This is a genomic window from Deinococcus sp. LM3 (assembly GCF_002017875.1).
Taxonomy (GTDB): Bacteria; Deinococcota; Deinococci; order Deinococcales; family Deinococcaceae; genus Deinococcus.
This window is the reverse complement of sequence record NZ_MUFV01000007.1, coordinates 15,868-31,157: the sequence shown is the minus strand read 5'-3', so window position 1 is coordinate 31,157 and position 15,290 is coordinate 15,868. Positions and strand designations below refer to the sequence as shown.

Below are 15,290 nucleotides of genomic sequence, written 5' to 3'. Positions count from 1 at the left end.
GGCGGGATGGAACAGACGGGCCGCGCGGACAAAATGCTCTACACCCTGGGACGACTCGAACTTGCCGAAACGTCGTTACAACGCCTGCCGCTGCTGGTCCTCACCTGGTTGGTCCTGGAGGGACCCACAGATCGACGCCGAATCCGAGAGCTGTTCTGGCCGGATGCAGATGGAGCAGCGTCCCACATGCGAGTTGCGCTCACCAAACTGAGGGCCGCCCTTCCGGGCATGGCGCTCACGGGGAACGTGCTCAGCGCCACGTTGCCTTGTGACGCTCTGGACCTGCAGCGTGCGCCGCATCCTCACCGGATGTATCCCGGGGCCTTTCTGGCCGACGTGCGCACAGATCACCTCTCGGCCGAGTTCCAGGAGTGGGTCCTGGAGAAGCGGGAGCAACTCGCCGAAGTCGTGCAGTTGGGCCTGGTCGGCGAGGCTGAGCGAAGCGTTTCACCCCTGCAGGCCAGCCTGCTGGCTGAACAGGCCGTCGGCGTGGCCGGCGCGCCGCCCCTCAACCCCGAGCTGATTTCGCGGCTTCAGGCTCTGGCACTGCCCGGAACCCCCCTGGACGCCACGCTGCGCCGGGAGCGGGCCACGCTGGACGGCGCGTTCCCAGCCGTTCCAGTTGCCTCGTCGTTGCTCGGCAGGGAACGTGAACTGGTTCAGTTGCTTGCCTTTGCAGGAGGCGAGGGGTCACAGGCACTCCACGTGGTTGGGCCAGGCGGTGTGGGCAAAACCGCCCTGCTCCTGGCTGCGGTGCGCGAGTGGCAGGCACTCGGGCACCCCGCGGTGTACCTCTCTCTGGAACCGTTCCGCAGCCCCGTAGAAGTCGCCGCGCAGTTGGCCCGCGCGCTGGGCGTAACGCGGCCCGTGGCGAACCACACCTTCGGCGGCCTGGGCCAGGACCTGGCGACACTTTCCCTGCTGGTGGTCCTGGACGGTACGGACCAACGACCGGAATGGCTGCTTGCGTTGAATGAACTGCTGTCCGCTGCACCCGGCGTGCGGGTCCTGACCGCCGGGCGTGCCGCCTGGGCCGAACCCTGGCCTCACCTGCTGCTGACCGGCTTGGCCGTTCCCGCTCCCCAGGATTCGGGAGCTGCTCTCCTGGGGACGCCCGCCGTGCAGGCGCTTCTTCGCGCGGCCGGTCCTTACGCACCTTCCCTGGCGCAGGATCTACCGTCTCTGGGCGTCATTGCGCGCCGGGTACAGGGTCTGCCGCTGGCCCTGCGCCTGGTGGGGCGCTGGCTCCATCAACGGCCCCTGCCCGAGGTGGTACACCTCCTCCAGGGTCAAGCCTCCGAGGCGCACGCCACGTCCCTGCTGCAACCCATTTTGCGCCGCAGCTGGTATGACCGCACCACTGAGGAGCAGCAGGCGCTGCTGCTCCTGGCCCAGGCCCCCGACTGGCATAGGGATGACCTGGCCGCGATTGCCGGTTTATCCCGACAGCAGGTGCAGCCGCTGGTGGAGTACGGTCTGCTCCTCCAGCAGGAGGAGCGCTTTCAGGTGCTCCCCCTGCTCACAGCTTGGCTGCGCACCCGGCAGGTGGACGACCCGGCACTCGCCGAACGCCACGCTGAGCACCACCTAGCCAGACTGCTCAAGGCCAGCCCGACGGACACCCGGTTGGTGGCCGAACAGGCTAACGTCTTGCAGGCACTCAAGTGGCGCGCGGATCAAAACCGGGTCGAGGTGCTGGCGATCGCGCGGTTGGCCCAACACTTTGAGCGTCTGGGCCTGTGTAACGCGGGCGAAGCTGTTCTCACCGAGTTGGACGCACACCTCGCCGACAAAGCGGCGCGGGCCACCCTGCAGGTTCACCGCGCCTGGCTTGCCTTCCGGGCAGGACGGATGCGGGACGCCGAGGGGTTGATTCGGGCGGTCTTGCAGAGCGAAGGCAGTGGGGAAGAGCCAGCGTTCCAGCGAGCAGTCATGCAAGCCCACAATGTACTCGCTGTCCTGGATGGTCACCGCGGAATGCCCGAACGGGCCACCGCTTCCCTCCAGCGGGCCGTTCAACTGGCGCGGGTCCTGAATGACCGTGAGCGTGCCTCGGTCTACCTGAGCAATCTGGCGCTCCAGCAAAAGAATCTAGGGCGATACGCTGAAGCCCTGGTGGCGCTCGCGGAGGCCCGCGCCCATCATGAAAGCCAGGGCAACTGGGAATTGGTGTGGGGGGACGAGTTGCGGGCTCTGCAAGTTCGCCTGGACGATCCCGAGTCAGATCCCAGACAGATGCTCGAAGAGGCTCAGCACCTCGCCGAACGCGTCGAAAAGGCCTCTCCTCAACTGCAGGGACTTGTCCTACTGGCCGCGGCGCAGGCAGCACTTCTCCTGGGGGAGGCTGACTTGGCCCTGCGCTACGCGACGCAGGTCAAATCGCAGGGAGGACGCTCCCCCGACCCCACGCTGCGAGCCGCGGCCGAGCTGGCGGCAGCCAGGGCGCATTACCTGCGCTTCGATACCCCAGCGGCGCGGCAGGCGCTGCTGTCTGCCGCCAGCTTATGCCTTGAGTTGCAGGACGACGCCGGGCTCCTCGACAGCCTGATCGTTCTGGCTGAGGACCTGGTGTACGCATCCCCGCGCTTGGCCCATCAACTCGCCACCGTCGTGGTCGGGCACCGCGCAAGCAACGCGGCGCAGCGCCGACGATCCGCTCAGCTTGTCAACCCGCTCGCAGGCGTGGAAGACGGGGCGTTGCCCCTGGCTTACTGGATTGGAGTGGGATTGGAAGAAATCGGCGCGCGCGGCACACCGAAGAGCCTCACTTACGGGCCTCCGTAATAATCCGGCCAACCTATATCAGGGTCATCCAAGGGCGGAACGTCCACGGCCACCAACTCGAACTGGCCTGCCACCACGCCCTGAGCCGGAACTCCCGGGGAATCCTGGGCGAACAAATAGAGTGGCCACCCCTGGTACAGTGCTTGGTCGATAGGGTTGGGTGCCCCGGGACGTCCTTGAGTTTTAAGACCCCGCTGAAGGGCCGGTGCCTCACTACTGGCCTGGGGAAGGGGCTCGTATTGACGGACCCACGCCTGCACGTAGGGTGGCCACTGATCCACCCAGGGCACGACAGGGGAGGTTGCTCCGGACCGCAGCGCGGCTGCGTACGGCACGAAGCGGTACACGGGCCAGCCTTCGATGGTTTCAAGGTGGCCTGCGCGCACGCGGAGGACGGGGCGAGCCGGTGGAAAAGGAGTGCTCGAATCAGTCACGAGGCCACACTACCCAATTGGATGTCGTGGCAACGCCAGAGTTGCGGGAATGCTCAGCACCAGACCGTTTCTGGGGAATTCGTGTGGGACAGCGTCAAGAAGTCAATCAAGTCACACAGGCGTGCTGACTCCCGGCTGAACGACCGGACCGGTTCTCGCAAGCCCATCTTCACGACGCTCCACGCCCGGCGACCATGCACCTTTTTCGGGCAGTCCAGGGTGATTCCGACGAGCACACCACGTGTAGGTCAGCGTCAACAGGCATAGTAGCCGTTCCACGTGCTCGTGGAGCGTCAGGTGCGTTCCCTCCAGTTGGAAGCCCTTGCTCTCCAGCGCCCGAAAGAGACATTCGATCAAGAATCTCCGGCGATATCGCGTCTGGATCGTTGTCACAGCCTCCAGCACCGAACACCTCGTGTCTAGTTACGTCCGGCAAACGAAGAGACCGTCGCGCATCCCTCAAATGAGGTTTGAGAGAACGTCGTATTTGTCGTGTCGACTCCCGACGCAACCAGCAAGTGCGTAAGAGTAGAAGCTGTGTCCAGCGCGTTTGCAGCCTCAGGCGGAATCGTCGCTCAAATCAAGATTTTTGACGATACGGACGCAGAAAGATGAAGCTGTTCAACATTAAAACTAAGGCAGTTAACACGGAGTTAACACCACGCAAACTAATTTACCTTTGTTCCAAGGCTTCACCGAATAAACCGCCCCACAACCACCGTCCTCATCCACGGCGCCTCCAAGGCGGCCACAGGAGCACCCATGCGTACAGTTCTCAAAAGCACCCTCGCCCTGACGACCCTCACCGTAGCCCTGGCCTCCTGCGGCCAGCGCGCCGATACCCCTATCCCCACCGCAACGGGACCACTGGTGAAAGTCGAACTGACCGCATCGGCTCTCGGCCAGAAAGGACAGGGCCTCGGGGCGTTGGGCCTGACCAATGACGCTCCCAACCGTCATTACGACGTCACCGTCCGCGACAGCAACGGCAAGGTGATCGCGTTCAATGGCACCACCTACGACCCTACCGGCGCCGGCGCGAAGACCCTGACGCTCAACAGCGCCAACAACTTCCAACGTCTCCTGCTGCTGCCCAAGGGTGACTACACCTTCGAAAACAAGGTCAAGGACGACGAGACGAGCGCGACGCTGCTCGCCTACGGTCCCGCCACGGAGAACACCGGCACGATCGATAAGAACAGCAGCGTCATCCGCCTCACATCCCACGCCGTGTACAACGCAGCGTCAAGCACCCTCGCGCCTAGTCTGAGCATGAATGAGCTGTACACCGACACGAAGTTCAACCTCAGCCTCAACCTGAAAACGTCCACCGTGAATAATGGTGCGTCTGCCACCGTCCCCACCAGCGACATCGGCCCTGTCACCTACACCCTGGGCAACGCCACCGACGGCGTACTCAACGGTGCAGGCAGCAAGATCGGTGTCAACGTCACCGCGCGCGGCACCGACACTGACAGCGAACTGAACGTCACCGCCACCTTCCAGGCCTGGGTGCAAGACGCGGGCACGGACACCGCCAGCTTCCAGACGGTCAGCGAAAGCTTCGCCAAGCAGATTCAGACGAATGTTCTGACCACTGATACCGTCATGCCCACATTGACCTTCAATGCGGCCTCTGCCTCGACTGGCGCCGCTCTGAACCTGACTGGTACCGTCGGGGACGATCAGGGCGTGAACAAGGTCCGTGCTTACGTGGACGGCAACCTCGTGGCAAGCAATGACCCGGCCGAGCAGGGGGGAACTGTCGCGGCTCTGACCGGCGACTCTCAGGGAAATTGGACGGCCGCCTGGACACCTACCACGGACGGTGGCTACAGCGTCGTGGTGATCGCTGAAGACACCAGCGGTAACGAAACCCGGGTCGAGCAGACCATCACGGCCACGACTCCGCCCGCACCCACGTACGATTTCGACGCCATGCCATACGACGGGTCAGTCCGCCCCTTCACGCTTGTCAACGGGCAGGTCAGCACCGTCAAGGTCCGCTTTGACGGTATTGGTTGGCTGCACCTGTGGATGAGCCTGCAGAACTGCACAGGCGCCTGTGGGGGCTTCACCGTCACAGTGACCGATCCGAATGGTCAGACCATCAACCCCATTATAGCCGCCGCAACTTACACGGAATTCCCGAATCAGTACGCTCCTGGGATCTACACCGTTACGGTCACGTCTGCCACGGACGGCGTGATGGACTTCGAGGCCCACACTCACTAAGAGCCTGAGTACACAGTAGACCGGGCTGTGTTCCGGACATGGTTGAGCAGCTCGCATCTGATGTTCTGCGTGCGCTTGTTCAACCGATGATGCCTCCAGCACTCCTCCAGCTTCGCGGTATTCGTCCGCATCCCTATGCCCGCCAAAACCTTGGCGGGCATCATCTGTCTGTTCCTCCGGTCGCTTTCCTGGCATCTCCCTCTGACCCGTGCGGGTCCGTCACGGGGCCGGGCGCAGCGTCACCCGCAGTGCCTCGAGCGCGGCGAGCAGGTCCGGGTACGCAGCCGTGAGGTGGGGCCGGAGGGTGAGGCGGGCGTGGTGGGTGCGCCAGATGGGTTCCTGTGGGTTGGGGCGGCGGCCGCTGCCCTCGCCGGCGTGACGGGCGTGTTCGTCGAGGATCCAGCGGGCCAGGGAATGCCAGCCGCGCCGGACGCGGATGCCCGTGCGGGCTTCCAGGCTGGCGGCGCAGTCGGGCGGGACGGTCAGCGCCAGGCCCGCGTCGTTCCAGCGCAACTCGAGTTCGAAGGTGAACGGGACGGTCAGGGCGAGGTCGGGGCGGTCGTGGTCGGGCAGGTGCGCCGTCCATGTATCGCCGCCGCTGTACTGGGCGTCCCGGTGGCCACGGTGCCGGTCGCGGGTGATGGTCGCGTGTGCCGTCCGGTACAGGCCCTCGGCGTCCGTGGCGAGGCCGGCGTGGTGCCGCGCGAGGGTGTCCTGCCCGGCCAGCAGGTACCGGCAGGCGAGCAGGGCGTGGCTGCGGCGGTCCTGGTCCGCGTCGATCAGCGTCTGCGTGTCCGGGTCGGCCGTGGTGCCGAGGCGGCTGTCCCGCCCGGCAGGCGGGGTGAGCAGGGCAGCGGCGATAGCGTTGTGCTCCTGGCGTTGCACGTCGAGAATCTGCACCGGGTCGATGGTGAAGGGGACCCGGGGGTCTGTCCGGTCAGCTGGGCCGGGGGAGTGCGCCATGGTCCGGGGCGGCGCGACCCGGAGTTGTGCGGCGCGCAGCGGACGCCGGAGGGCTTCCTGCCGGGCGGTGTCGAGCAGGAGGGCGGCGAGGTACTCGTGGTGTTCGCGGGCGGCGGCACTGCTGCGGATCATGCGCCGGGCGTGCTGCTGCGCCTGCTGCCGGGTGACTTCCAGTTCAGCGCGGGCCGCCTGGTACCGGGCGTCGTACGCCTTGCGGTCGGCGTCCTCGTCAGGGAGGCCGCTGAGGTCGTGCAGGGTCTCGTGGAGGTCCTGGGCCTGGGCTTCCTGCTGGTGGAGTTCGTGGGCGTACTGCAGGAGGCTGCGGTACCCGGTGCGGCCGCGTTGCTCCCCGACGATCAGGGCGGCCGCTTCCGGGTGGATGGGCGCGGCGGCCGGGGCTGGGGCTGGCGTGGGGGCTGGGGGCGCGGCAGCGGTCATGGGGTGACCCGGATGGGGTGCGGGGCGGGCAACTGGATGGTGGCGGGCGTCCACGTGGCCGTGTCGAGGGCGGTGAGCGTCCCGAAGAACACGGCGCCGGTGTCGATGAACCACGCGACGGTCCGGTCGGTAAGCTGGTGGGCGACGGGGCCGTACCGCATGACGGTGTGCCCGTGGACGCTGTGCGTGACGCCGGGGGGAAGGGGGTGGAAGGGCGTCTCGCCGTCCGGGCGGCCCCAGAGGTGGGCGTCCTGGTCATGTCCGGTGGGGTCCGGGCGCATGGCGTGCGCGTACAGGGTGCTGCCGATGGTGGTGTGGGGGAGGAGGTGTTCGTCCATCCACTGGGCGTCGGCGAGCAGGGCGGCGTAATCGCCGTAGTAGCTGTCAGTGGTGGTGTCGCCGCCGTTCATTTCCCAGAGGGCGTGCCCCTGGCCGTGGAGGGTAGCGTCGATGAGCATCTGGTCATGGTTGCCGCGCAGGGCGGTGGCGCGGTGGGATTCCACCAACTGGCGCACCCGGGCGATCACCTGGGCGCTGTCGGGGCCACGGTCGACGTAATCGCCGAGCAGGACGATGTGCCGGTCTGGGAAGGCGGCGAGGGCGGCGTCGAGGAGGTCCAGGCGGCCGTGGATGTCGCCGATGGCGACGGGGGGAGCGCGGCGGGGTCGGGGTGGAGGTGGGGGGCGGGATCAGCCACGGGTGGTCTCCTGGTAGTGCTTCAGGGCGCGCTGGGCGGTTTCGCGGCTCATGTCGAGGATGAGCATGGCGTCCCTGGGCGTGTGGACGTGTCCGGTGAGGGCGGTCAGGACCTCGTAGGCTTCCAGGCCGGGCAGGGACCGGAGGGCCTGGGCGGTGGCGAGGGCGACGCCGGCGGTGAGTTCGCCGGGCGTGGCGGCGCGCAGGACGGTGCCGGTCGCGGCGCGCAGGTCGCTGCTCATGACGCTCGCCGCGATGGGGGCGGGGAGGGCGTCCAGGCCGGGCCAGGTCGCGCCGGGCAGCAGGGTGAGGTGGTGCCGCCCTTCCACGACGACGAGGCCCGCGAGGACGTGGAAGGGCGTATCGACCGTGACGGGCAGGGTGCCGTCGATCGGCGGGAATTCTGGCAGCCAGACGTTCGTGCGGGCGATCATCATGGGTGGGGGCGTCCTTCCAGGTGAGCGGTGATGGGACTGAGGGCCGCGACAGACAGGAGATGCTGGCCGGGGCGGATGCACAGGAGCGGGCCTTTCCAGGCGGTGGGCGTGCCGGGCTGCAGGCGGGGCAGGAGGGACCGCGCCGCGTGCCACTCGCCTTCCAGCGTCAGGGCGTAGCGGGTGAGGGTGCTGGGGGCCTCCAGGCCGGGGCGAGGGGCGTGAGAGCGGACGGCGCGGCGGTCTTCCAGATCCGAGATCGTCTCGCAGACCTGCGTGAGCGTCAGGTGGTACGTGCTGGCGATCACGGGCGGGTACGTCACGCCGGTCGCCAGGGCGTGCAGGACCCGCAGGTCCGGCGGGACGCGGCGCAGGGCGCGGCGGGCACGCCAGCGGGCGAGCAGGGCAGTCAGGGATGCGAGCATGGTCATCTCCGGCGGGTGGCTGGGGTGCGGGGTGGGCGGCGGTTCAGGCGGGCCGTGTGGGCGCGAAGGTGACGGCGGGTCATGCGGACTCCGGCAGGGGCGGGCGTCGGCGGGTCTTGCCATGCCAGCGGAGGGCCTCGTCGAGCGCGCGGATCAGGGCGCCGGGCGCGTCGGCGTGCGTGACGCGGCGGACGTACCCGCGCCGCAGGGCGAGCCAGGTGGGGTGCCAGACCGTCGCGTAGTACAGGGGCGCGCCGTCCCGGATGCGGCGCACGAACTTGTACTCGAACCCGGCCGTTTCGAGGATGGCCAGCAGGTCCAGGAAGGGCGGCGGCTCGTCGATCAGGAGGTTCGCGGTGGGGGCCTGCGCGGCCGGGTCGGCGCTGATCGCCCACTCGATCACTTGACGGGACACGTAGCCGCTCATGGTCGGGCCCGGCGGGGTCGGGTGCTGGGTTTCAGGCGGACGCCCTGATCGGTGAGATCCAGCACAACGGGTGCGAGGGCGTCCAGGGCCGCGTCCAGGGCGTCGTTCCAGCGGGCGGCCCAGGCGAGCGTCACGGCGACGGCCGGATCCGGATGCGTGGGGGTGAGCGTGCCGTCCCGGTACGTGCTGGTGGCGCGGCACTCCGAGCAGCGGGCGACCTCGCCGGCCTTCGTGCGGCGACTGACGCTCAGCAGCACACCGCACGCGGGGCAGGGAATCTCCTGTGGGGGAAGGACCGTGGTCGTCATGGGGTGGCTCCCTTGCGGCGTTCGCGGGCGTCGCGTTTCGCGCGGCGGTAGAGGTTCGTGGCGTGGCGCATGCCGGTCACGGTGGCGTCCGTGACGCGGTTCTCGATCAGGTGCAGGACGCGCGTACCCAGCTGGATGCGCAGGCGGCCGTGCGGGGCGCTGCGGTCGCCGCGCTGGATGACGAGGTTGATGGCGCGGATGGCGCTGTCGTCGTCGCATTCCATCCAGCGGGTCCGGGCGGCCCGGATGGCGGCGTCAGTGATGACCACGCCTCACTCCCTGACCGGCGTGCAGCTGCGCGTGCCGGGTCCGTGGACGGTGGCGACCATGTCTTCCGGCGTGAAGTCCGGGCCGTGCGTCCAGAGGTGCCGGCGTTCCCCGTGCGGGTTCAGGCGGATGGTCAGGGGCACCAGGGCGCGGTTCAGGATCCGGGCGGGGGTAACGTGCGCCTGCAGGAGTTGCCGGGCGCGGTCGAGCGAGGCGGGCGTGGGGCCGTACGTGTCGAGTTCCGCGAGCGCCTCGGCCAGCTCACCGGTGAGTGCGCGGGTCACGCGGGCTCCCGGAGGCCCAGTTCCGGCAGGTAGTGGGGTTCCAGGTCGCTGATCGGGACGTACCCGAGGCGGCTGCGGTAGTCCTGCGCGGCGCGGCGCTGCGCGGACGCCCAGGGCAGCCCGGCGGCGTGGTGCTGGCGGATGCGTTTCGTGCGGTGGCGGCGCGCTTCCTGCCGGGTCTTGCGGAGGATGGGGGCGTACGGGTCTTTCATTCGACCACCTCGCGCAGTTCGCGCATGTTGCGCGCCTTGAATCGGTTGCAGAGGGAGTTGATGTGGCTCTTGACGGTGTTCACGCTCAGGCCGGTGCTCTCCGCGATCTGCTCGCGGTTCTTCCCGGCCCGGACCAGGCCCAGGATCTGCGCCTTCCGGGGCGACAGGCCGTCCGGCGCGGCGCGGCGGGCCAGGAGGACGTGATGCGCCGCCTGCGCCCAGTCCGGCAGGTCACCCAGGCCGGGGCTGCCCTCCTGCACCCACTGCTCGTGCAGGACCTCCGCGCGGCGGTTCACGCGGACTCCCAGGGGCGGGGCTGGAACGGGTGACTGCGCGGGGTGTTCCAGTCCGGGGTGTGGAAGTGGGAGTCGCCGAAGACCATGTCGCGGGTGACGGTCTTGAACTGGGCGTGGGGGTTGGCTTCGGGCCGTGAGACGGTGACGGTCGGGGCGGGTTCGCGGCTGGCCTGCCCGGCGATCAGGGCGGCCGTGAGGTGCAGGTGGTTGGGTGTCATGCGGCGTGGTTCTCCTGTCGGGCGTGCCGGCGGGCGCGTTTGCGCTCCCAGCGGGCGTGGGGGTGGTGGGCGGTGATGATCAGGTGGGTGTGCGGGCACCAGATCAGGCGGAGGGTGACGCCGCGCCAGGGGACGTGCAGGAACAGGCGCGTTCCGTTGGCGGGGTAGGTGAGCAGGCGGTCCTGGGCGAGGTCCGCGCGGATCCGGGCGCAGAGGTCCTGGTAAGCGGCGCGGGTGAGGCGCAGGCCGTACCGTTCGCGGAGTTTCTCGGCGGTGTGGCGGTAGCGGTGGGCGGGATGTGGGGCTTTCTTCACGCGCGTTCCTCCTGCTCGGCGGCCAGCAGCTCGGCCAGGGTGTACGCGACGACCACGCGGAACCCGGCGGCCCGCAGGCGGGCGTGGCAGGCGAGCTGGTCGTCGCTGGGTTTGTTGCCGGGTTGTTTGAGTTCCGCGAACCACAGGCGCCGCCGGCCGTCCGGGAGGTACAGCACCAGGTCCGGCCAGCCGGCGGTGTACCAGACCGGCCCGCCTCGCTGACTGCCTTTCAGCGATTCCTGGACGTGCCAGCCGAGTGCGGTGAGTTCCCGCACGGCGGCCGCCTGGAACGCCGCCTCGTTCGGGTACCCGTTGTCGCGCGGCGGGGCCGGCGCGGGCGGCGGCTGGGGCTGGGCTTCCTCGGGGAACAGGTGCGGGTGCTTCCGGCGGTACTCGCGCAGGAAGGCCTCGTCGAACGGCACGTCAGGTCAGCCCGAGGCGGGCGCGGGCCAGGGGTTGCCGGGCGGCGCCCAGGTCGGTCAGGGCCCACTGCCGGCCAGGGACGCTGACGACCAGGTTGCGCAGTTCGAGCGTGACGAGCAGCTGGTGCACGCGGGAGTGATGCACGCAGGAGCAGTGCCGGGGCCCGTGCCGGTCCGCGAAGGCCTGCACGAGGCTGAGCAGGCCCACGGACCGTTCGGGGTGAGGAGCAGCAGCACCTGGGCCTGGCGGACGGTCAGGTCGGCCGCGCCGGCCGCGAGGACCTGCTGCCCAATCGGCGTGAGGGTCCAGGTGGCGCGTCCGTCCTTCGGGCCGGTCCGGCTCACGTACCCGTGGCGCCGGAGTCGGTATGTGGCCGCGTGGAACTGCGGCGGCGTGACGTCCGGCAGGCGGGCGAGGAGGGCGGTGCCGGTCAGGGGGCCGTCGGCGAGGAGCGTCAGGGTCCGCCAGGGGGCACTGTCATGCCGTGGCATCCAGGCGGTCAGCGGCTGCCACGGCACGCTGGGCGCGCGGTTGCAGGACTGCCGGCGGAACGGCGCGACCGTGGCCGTCGCGGTCACGTGGGGGCCTTCAGCGTGCCGCGCTGCCGGTGCCAGAGGAGACGCTGTTCCCCGAGGCCGGTCAGGTGGTAGCGGGGGGCGCCGGGGCTGGGCAGGACCTGAATCCAGTGCTCGCGCAGGTAGCGGGCCAGGGCGTGCCGGACGGTCTCGTCGTGGTCCAGGGCGAGCAGCGGGGCGGGCGTGAGGGTGCGCGCCCGGGCCAGGGCGCCGGTGATGCCGCACGGGCTTTCCAGCGCGGCCAGCAGCACCGCTTCGAGCAGCGTCGGGGCGTCCAGCGTCAAGCGGGCACTCCGTCCGGCCAGAGGGGCAGCGTGGGGCCGTGGTCGGGCTGGGTGTGCAGGACCGCCTCGATCAGCGGTCTGGGGGGCGCGTCGGTCACGCGCCAGATCTCGCTGGTGCTGCCGATCAGCTCCATGCAGATGGGCAGGCGCAGGTACGGCAGGAGGCGCAGGGCAGCGGGGGCGGCGCGGACCGGGACGGGCTGCTCCCAGGGGATGCCCCGCAGGACGCGGCGCACGGCAGGCCAGGGCAGGGGGGCGGGGCCGGTCACTCCGGGTCTCCCTTATCCTGCCCGGCGATCAGTTGAGCGGCGCGGCGGGCGCTCTGGACGTGCTCGGGGTGCAGCGCGTCGAACCCGTACCGCTGGACGCCGGCGCGGACGATCTCCAGCGTGGCGTACTCGACGGGGGAGAGGCGGCGGTCGGTGGGGGACCGGCGGGCGGGTCGGTCGGTTCGCAGGCTGGTGGCCACGAACGCCCCCAGGATGCCGAGCATGACGACGGCGAAGATGGCGTAGCGGATCAGGTCGTGCGTCTGGTCTGGGGTCACTGGGGGCCTCCGAAGGCGGCGAGCAGCTGCTGGTCCTGGGCGGTGCGGGGGGTGCCGGGGCGGCGCAGGTGGTCGAGGTGGGCGCTGAGCGCGCGGTGCTGGTCGGGCGTGCAGTCCAGGACGCTGACGCGCAGGCCTTCCGGCGTGACGTGGACGGGCAGGTCACGGGCGGCGCGGCGGCGCAACTCCCCCGTCAGGGCGTCCCGTTCGCTGCTGGTGAGGTCGTGCGGGTCGGCCACAGGGATCTGGAGCTGGATCAGGGTCATAGGTCCTCACTGCCGAAGTCGGCCTTCAGCACGTCGTTCAGGGCGATGGGCGCGGGCGGGGTGGGTGGGCGGGGCGTGAGGCGCCGCGCGAGGTTCGGCGCGAACGCGACGGGCCGGACGTTCGGGTCGGCGGTCCGCGCGTACCGGAGGTGGTCCTGCAGGTGGAAAGCGCGCTCTCCGGCCTGCCGGGCGCGGTCGGTGGGGTAGCGGGCGTGCGCGGGGTTGCGCAGGCCGGTGATGAAGTGGGCGAGGCTGTTCAGGGCATCCCGGAACGCGCCCCGCCCTTCGGGGCTCATGTCGGCCCGGTCGACGTGTTCCGCGACGGCCCAGGTCTGCCCCATGTGCAGGCGGCCGCTGAGTTCGGCGGCGCGTTCCAGGGCCAGAAGGTCCGACTCGGTGAGGAGCAGCTGGTAGAGGGGTGCAGGATGGTCAGGCAAGGGGTCCTCCGGGGGAATGGGGGCGCGGGCCGCCTCCTGGGGTGGGGGCGGCCCGGTCGCGGGGCGGTGGGTTATGAGGCGCGCACTGACGTCAGTGCGGTCCCGGGTGAACGTGTCGGGCGGACTCGCGGGTCACGACTCCTGCGAACGCACGACCGTCACTTCAAGGCACTGTTGGCGCAACACTCAGGCTGTTCACAGGGGCGCCCTCCTAGACTGGGGGCATGGCTTTTTCTACCGGTGATCACGTTCCTTCGTTCACAGCCCGCCGAGATGACGGTCAGACGTTCCAGTTCAACCAGGGAAGGTGGACGGTTCTGTACTTCTTCCCGAAGACCGCCACCACCCACTGCCAGTTGCAGGCACGCCAGTACCAGGCTCACCTGTCGGCCTTCCGTGAGTTGGGCGCGGAGGTGATCGGCGTGAACGGTGACCCGCGGCGGGAGCAGGTGCAGTTCCGGGATCTGTGCCGGTTGGACTACCCGCTGCTGAACGATCAGTCACAGGCTCTCAGTCGTGAATTCGACCTGCTGGACGAGGTGTGGCCGGGAGAAAGTGTGCCGCGGCCGCGGCGGGAGACGTTCCTGATCGGCCCGGACGGCGTGATTCGCCGTCACTGGAAGGCGGTGGATCCGGGCCAGGACGCACCGTCGGTCCTCGGGGCCCTTCGGGAACTGCAGGAGGAGACGACGCACCTGCTGACCTGAATCGGTAGGAACGCCTCACGTGCAGGCGAGCCGTAGTCGCCGCTCACACCTTCGGAAGTAGCTCATGGAGTCTCCAGCAGGGTGGGCATGAGAGGCGGGGGTGGGGATAAGGGGCGCTGCGTAACTTTGCGGCGGAGGTGATGAAGGGCCTGCTGATTCTTGCGGGCCTTGCGGACCTCGTCGAGCCGGTCGCGGGCACGGGTCGTGGCCTGCTTCTCACTGCCGGGCCAGCGGTGCCGCGCGGCCCGCAGGCAGGCCAGAGCGAAGGCCTGCGCCGCCTGGTGCAGGTCGCGGGTGTCCTCGTCCAGCGCGTCGAGCAGGCGGCGGGCCGTGAAGTCCAGGTCCGGGACGGCTTCGAGAATCGGATAGATCCATGGGTTGCTGCGGCGCACCTCGGCAGCGTGCGCGATCAGGATCCGGAGGGTGGCGGGCGGCCGGTCGTCGGCCACGACGTACAGGTCGTCGAGCATGGAACACCTCCAACGTGAAGCCCCGCGCCGGCGCGGTGGCCAGGGCGGGACTCGGGAATGGGCGGGGCAGGCGCCCGTCGGTGGGCGCGCCAGAGTTGGAACAGGAATTCCCGCTAAGGGATGCTCAACGCGTCAGATTGATGTGTAAGTCCGGCCTGGCAGGTGCCCATCTGCAGCGAAAGGGAGTTGAACTGGACAGGGGAGGACTGCGCTGCGCAAAGGGGCCTCGTGTGGGGACACCTCAACCTCGCACGTATCCACCTCAAGGGCTCTCTGGTCCGTCACGTGCCTCCTGCAGCCACCTCCACTCCAGCTCTTCCGCGACGCCGGCCGGACGTTCAGCGAATCTGAACATCCGTGCTCAGCGTGCAAATCTTCCTTCGAGATCTCTTCGTTACACTCCTTGGATGCCCGAACGCCCCTTCCATCTCCTTCTGGTCGACGACGAATTCGCGGACGCCGAACTGTTCACCGAGATCTTCCTCGAAGCCTTCCCAGACGTCCATATTCACCATGTCCTCAACGGACGGGAAGCCCTCGACTACCTCGCCGGTCCCGCAACGGTGCGCCCTGACCTGATCATCCTCGACCTCAACATGCCGGTCATGAACGGCCACGAGTTCCTGCAGCAGGCCAAGGCACACGACACCCACCGCAGCATCCCCGTCCTCGTCCTGTCCACCTCAGCCGGCGTTCAGGACGTGCAGCGCTCCTACCACAACTTCGCCAGCGGCTACGCCGTCAAACCGTCGTCCTACCAGGATCTCAAGGCCCTCATCGACCGGATCAGTGGCTACTGGAAAGGCGCCGTGGTTCTCCCGCGCATCGAACAGCTCACCGGCTGAG

At 68.9% G+C, this 15,290-nt stretch carries 24 protein-coding genes; 4 read left to right on the top strand and 20 right to left on the bottom strand.

Going from position 1 to position 15,290, the window contains the following annotated elements; translation table 11 throughout:
• Window positions 1–6: 6 nt before the first annotated feature.
• Window positions 7–2,784, top strand: coding sequence for a hypothetical protein (locus tag BXU09_RS19570; RefSeq protein ID WP_078305985.1), 2,778 nt, complete (start codon window positions 7–9; stop codon window positions 2,782–2,784).
• A gap of 1,196 nt (window positions 2,785–3,980) precedes the next feature.
• Window positions 3,981–5,453 carry an Ig-like domain-containing protein gene (locus BXU09_RS19560; RefSeq protein WP_144012447.1) on the top strand — a complete coding sequence of 491 codons (1,473 nt, stop codon included), beginning with the start codon at window positions 3,981–3,983 and terminating at the stop codon, window positions 5,451–5,453.
• Window positions 5,454–5,672: 219 nt separating this feature from the next.
• Here the strand turns inward: BXU09_RS19560 and BXU09_RS19555 are convergent, their stop codons facing one another.
• The 19 genes from BXU09_RS19555 to BXU09_RS19465 all read right to left on the bottom strand — a co-directional run bounded on the left by BXU09_RS19555 (window position 5,673) and on the right by BXU09_RS19465 (window position 13,267).
• Window positions 5,673–6,854, bottom strand: coding sequence for a hypothetical protein (locus BXU09_RS19555; RefSeq protein WP_078305983.1), 1,182 nt, complete (start codon window positions 6,852–6,854; stop codon window positions 5,673–5,675).
• Complete coding sequence (locus BXU09_RS19550; protein WP_144012446.1) at window positions 6,851–7,495, bottom strand: metallophosphoesterase; 645 nt, start codon at window positions 7,493–7,495, stop codon at window positions 6,851–6,853. Before BXU09_RS19550 ends, BXU09_RS19555 begins: the two co-directional genes overlap by 4 nt.
• Window positions 7,496–7,543: 48 nt before the next feature.
• On the bottom strand, window positions 7,544–7,987 hold the full coding sequence (locus tag BXU09_RS19545; protein ID WP_078305981.1) for a hypothetical protein: 444 nt from the start codon (window positions 7,985–7,987) through the stop codon (window positions 7,544–7,546).
• Window positions 7,984–8,409 carry a hypothetical protein gene (locus BXU09_RS19540; protein WP_144012445.1) on the bottom strand — a complete coding sequence of 142 codons (426 nt, stop codon included), beginning with the start codon at window positions 8,407–8,409 and terminating at the stop codon, window positions 7,984–7,986. Before BXU09_RS19540 ends, BXU09_RS19545 begins: the two co-directional genes overlap by 4 nt.
• A 79-nt stretch (window positions 8,410–8,488) precedes the next feature.
• Window positions 8,489–8,836 carry a hypothetical protein gene (locus tag BXU09_RS19535; protein ID WP_078305979.1) on the bottom strand — a complete coding sequence of 116 codons (348 nt, stop codon included), beginning with the start codon at window positions 8,834–8,836 and terminating at the stop codon, window positions 8,489–8,491.
• Window positions 8,833–9,144 (bottom strand): hypothetical protein, encoded by a 312-nt coding sequence (locus tag BXU09_RS19530; RefSeq protein ID WP_144012444.1) that lies wholly within the window; start codon window positions 9,142–9,144, stop codon window positions 8,833–8,835. The genes BXU09_RS19535 and BXU09_RS19530 overlap by 4 nt, the downstream gene beginning before the upstream one ends.
• On the bottom strand, window positions 9,141–9,413 hold the full coding sequence (locus BXU09_RS19525; protein WP_078305977.1) for a hypothetical protein: 273 nt from the start codon (window positions 9,411–9,413) through the stop codon (window positions 9,141–9,143). The genes BXU09_RS19530 and BXU09_RS19525 overlap by 4 nt, the downstream gene beginning before the upstream one ends.
• Window positions 9,414–9,416: 3 nt before the next feature.
• Window positions 9,417–9,695, bottom strand: coding sequence for a hypothetical protein (locus BXU09_RS19520; RefSeq protein WP_078305976.1), 279 nt, complete (start codon window positions 9,693–9,695; stop codon window positions 9,417–9,419).
• Window positions 9,692–9,907 carry a hypothetical protein gene (locus BXU09_RS19515; RefSeq protein ID WP_078305975.1) on the bottom strand — a complete coding sequence of 72 codons (216 nt, stop codon included), beginning with the start codon at window positions 9,905–9,907 and terminating at the stop codon, window positions 9,692–9,694. The genes BXU09_RS19520 and BXU09_RS19515 overlap by 4 nt, the downstream gene beginning before the upstream one ends.
• Entirely contained in the window at window positions 9,904–10,203 is a 300-nt protein-coding gene (locus BXU09_RS19510; RefSeq protein ID WP_168174698.1) for a helix-turn-helix transcriptional regulator, read from the bottom strand. Before BXU09_RS19510 ends, BXU09_RS19515 begins: the two co-directional genes overlap by 4 nt.
• Entirely contained in the window at window positions 10,200–10,421 is a 222-nt protein-coding gene (locus BXU09_RS19505; protein WP_078305973.1) for a hypothetical protein, read from the bottom strand. Before BXU09_RS19505 ends, BXU09_RS19510 begins: the two co-directional genes overlap by 4 nt.
• Complete coding sequence (locus BXU09_RS19500; RefSeq protein WP_078305972.1) at window positions 10,418–10,735, bottom strand: hypothetical protein; 318 nt, start codon at window positions 10,733–10,735, stop codon at window positions 10,418–10,420. The genes BXU09_RS19505 and BXU09_RS19500 overlap by 4 nt, the downstream gene beginning before the upstream one ends.
• The gene (locus BXU09_RS19495; protein ID WP_078305971.1) at window positions 10,732–11,157 is read right to left on the bottom strand and encodes a VRR-NUC domain-containing protein; all 426 of its coding nucleotides are present in this window, start codon (window positions 11,155–11,157) and stop codon (window positions 10,732–10,734) included. Before BXU09_RS19495 ends, BXU09_RS19500 begins: the two co-directional genes overlap by 4 nt.
• Before the next feature lies 1 nt (window position 11,158).
• Complete coding sequence (locus BXU09_RS19490) at window positions 11,159–11,365, bottom strand: hypothetical protein (RefSeq protein WP_078305970.1); 207 nt, start codon at window positions 11,363–11,365, stop codon at window positions 11,159–11,161.
• A 367-nt stretch (window positions 11,366–11,732) separates the two neighbouring features.
• Complete coding sequence (locus BXU09_RS19485) at window positions 11,733–12,017, bottom strand: hypothetical protein (RefSeq protein WP_078305969.1); 285 nt, start codon at window positions 12,015–12,017, stop codon at window positions 11,733–11,735.
• Window positions 12,014–12,286 carry a hypothetical protein gene (locus BXU09_RS19480; protein WP_078305968.1) on the bottom strand — a complete coding sequence of 91 codons (273 nt, stop codon included), beginning with the start codon at window positions 12,284–12,286 and terminating at the stop codon, window positions 12,014–12,016. The genes BXU09_RS19485 and BXU09_RS19480 overlap by 4 nt, the downstream gene beginning before the upstream one ends.
• Window positions 12,283–12,564 (bottom strand): hypothetical protein, encoded by a 282-nt coding sequence (locus BXU09_RS19475; RefSeq protein ID WP_078305967.1) that lies wholly within the window; start codon window positions 12,562–12,564, stop codon window positions 12,283–12,285. Before BXU09_RS19475 ends, BXU09_RS19480 begins: the two co-directional genes overlap by 4 nt.
• Window positions 12,561–12,830, bottom strand: a complete 270-nt coding sequence (locus BXU09_RS19470) for a hypothetical protein (RefSeq protein WP_078305966.1) — start codon at window positions 12,828–12,830, stop codon at window positions 12,561–12,563. The genes BXU09_RS19475 and BXU09_RS19470 overlap by 4 nt, the downstream gene beginning before the upstream one ends.
• Window positions 12,827–13,267, bottom strand: a complete 441-nt coding sequence (locus tag BXU09_RS19465) for a hypothetical protein (protein WP_078305965.1) — start codon at window positions 13,265–13,267, stop codon at window positions 12,827–12,829. The genes BXU09_RS19470 and BXU09_RS19465 overlap by 4 nt, the downstream gene beginning before the upstream one ends.
• A 224-nt stretch (window positions 13,268–13,491) precedes the next feature.
• On the opposite strand from BXU09_RS19465, the gene BXU09_RS19460 reads away from it, so the two are divergent.
• Window positions 13,492–13,974 (top strand): peroxiredoxin, encoded by a 483-nt coding sequence (locus tag BXU09_RS19460; RefSeq protein ID WP_078305964.1) that lies wholly within the window; start codon window positions 13,492–13,494, stop codon window positions 13,972–13,974.
• Window positions 13,975–14,036: 62 nt separating this feature from the next.
• Here BXU09_RS19460 and BXU09_RS19455 read toward each other — a convergent pair whose 3' ends face one another.
• On the bottom strand, window positions 14,037–14,444 hold the full coding sequence (locus BXU09_RS19455; RefSeq protein ID WP_078305963.1) for a hypothetical protein: 408 nt from the start codon (window positions 14,442–14,444) through the stop codon (window positions 14,037–14,039).
• Between the two features lie 407 nt (window positions 14,445–14,851).
• On the opposite strand from BXU09_RS19455, the gene BXU09_RS19450 reads away from it, so the two are divergent.
• The gene (locus BXU09_RS19450; protein ID WP_078305962.1) at window positions 14,852–15,289 is read left to right on the top strand and encodes a response regulator; all 438 of its coding nucleotides are present in this window, start codon (window positions 14,852–14,854) and stop codon (window positions 15,287–15,289) included.
• The last annotated feature ends 1 nt before the right edge of the window (window position 15,290 follow it).

Bases quoted from the DNA above. Each gene is read 5' to 3' on its own strand.
- BXU09_RS19570 (WP_078305985.1), top strand. From the start codon at position 7: ATGGAACAGACGGGCCGCGCGGACAAAATGCTCTACACCCTGGGACGA.
- BXU09_RS19470 (WP_078305966.1), bottom strand. From the start codon at position 12,830: ATGACCCTGATCCAGCTCCAGATCCCTGTGGCCGACCCGCACGACCTC.
- BXU09_RS19515 (WP_078305975.1), bottom strand. From the start codon at position 9,907: ATGAAAGACCCGTACGCCCCCATCCTCCGCAAGACCCGGCAGGAAGCG.
- BXU09_RS19560 (WP_144012447.1), top strand. From the start codon at position 3,981: ATGCGTACAGTTCTCAAAAGCACCCTCGCCCTGACGACCCTCACCGTA.
- BXU09_RS19460 (WP_078305964.1), top strand. From the start codon at position 13,492: ATGGCTTTTTCTACCGGTGATCACGTTCCTTCGTTCACAGCCCGCCGA.
- BXU09_RS19455 (WP_078305963.1), bottom strand. From the start codon at position 14,444: ATGCTCGACGACCTGTACGTCGTGGCCGACGACCGGCCGCCCGCCACC.
- BXU09_RS19540 (WP_144012445.1), bottom strand. From the start codon at position 8,409: ATGCTCGCATCCCTGACTGCCCTGCTCGCCCGCTGGCGTGCCCGCCGC.
- BXU09_RS19535 (WP_078305979.1), bottom strand. From the start codon at position 8,836: ATGAGCGGCTACGTGTCCCGTCAAGTGATCGAGTGGGCGATCAGCGCC.
- BXU09_RS19505 (WP_078305973.1), bottom strand. From the start codon at position 10,421: ATGACACCCAACCACCTGCACCTCACGGCCGCCCTGATCGCCGGGCAG.
- BXU09_RS19530 (WP_144012444.1), bottom strand. From the start codon at position 9,144: ATGACGACCACGGTCCTTCCCCCACAGGAGATTCCCTGCCCCGCGTGC.
- BXU09_RS19555 (WP_078305983.1), bottom strand. From the start codon at position 6,854: ATGACCGCTGCCGCGCCCCCAGCCCCCACGCCAGCCCCAGCCCCGGCC.
- BXU09_RS19450 (WP_078305962.1), top strand. From the start codon at position 14,852: ATGCCCGAACGCCCCTTCCATCTCCTTCTGGTCGACGACGAATTCGCG.
- BXU09_RS19545 (WP_078305981.1), bottom strand. From the start codon at position 7,987: ATGATGATCGCCCGCACGAACGTCTGGCTGCCAGAATTCCCGCCGATC.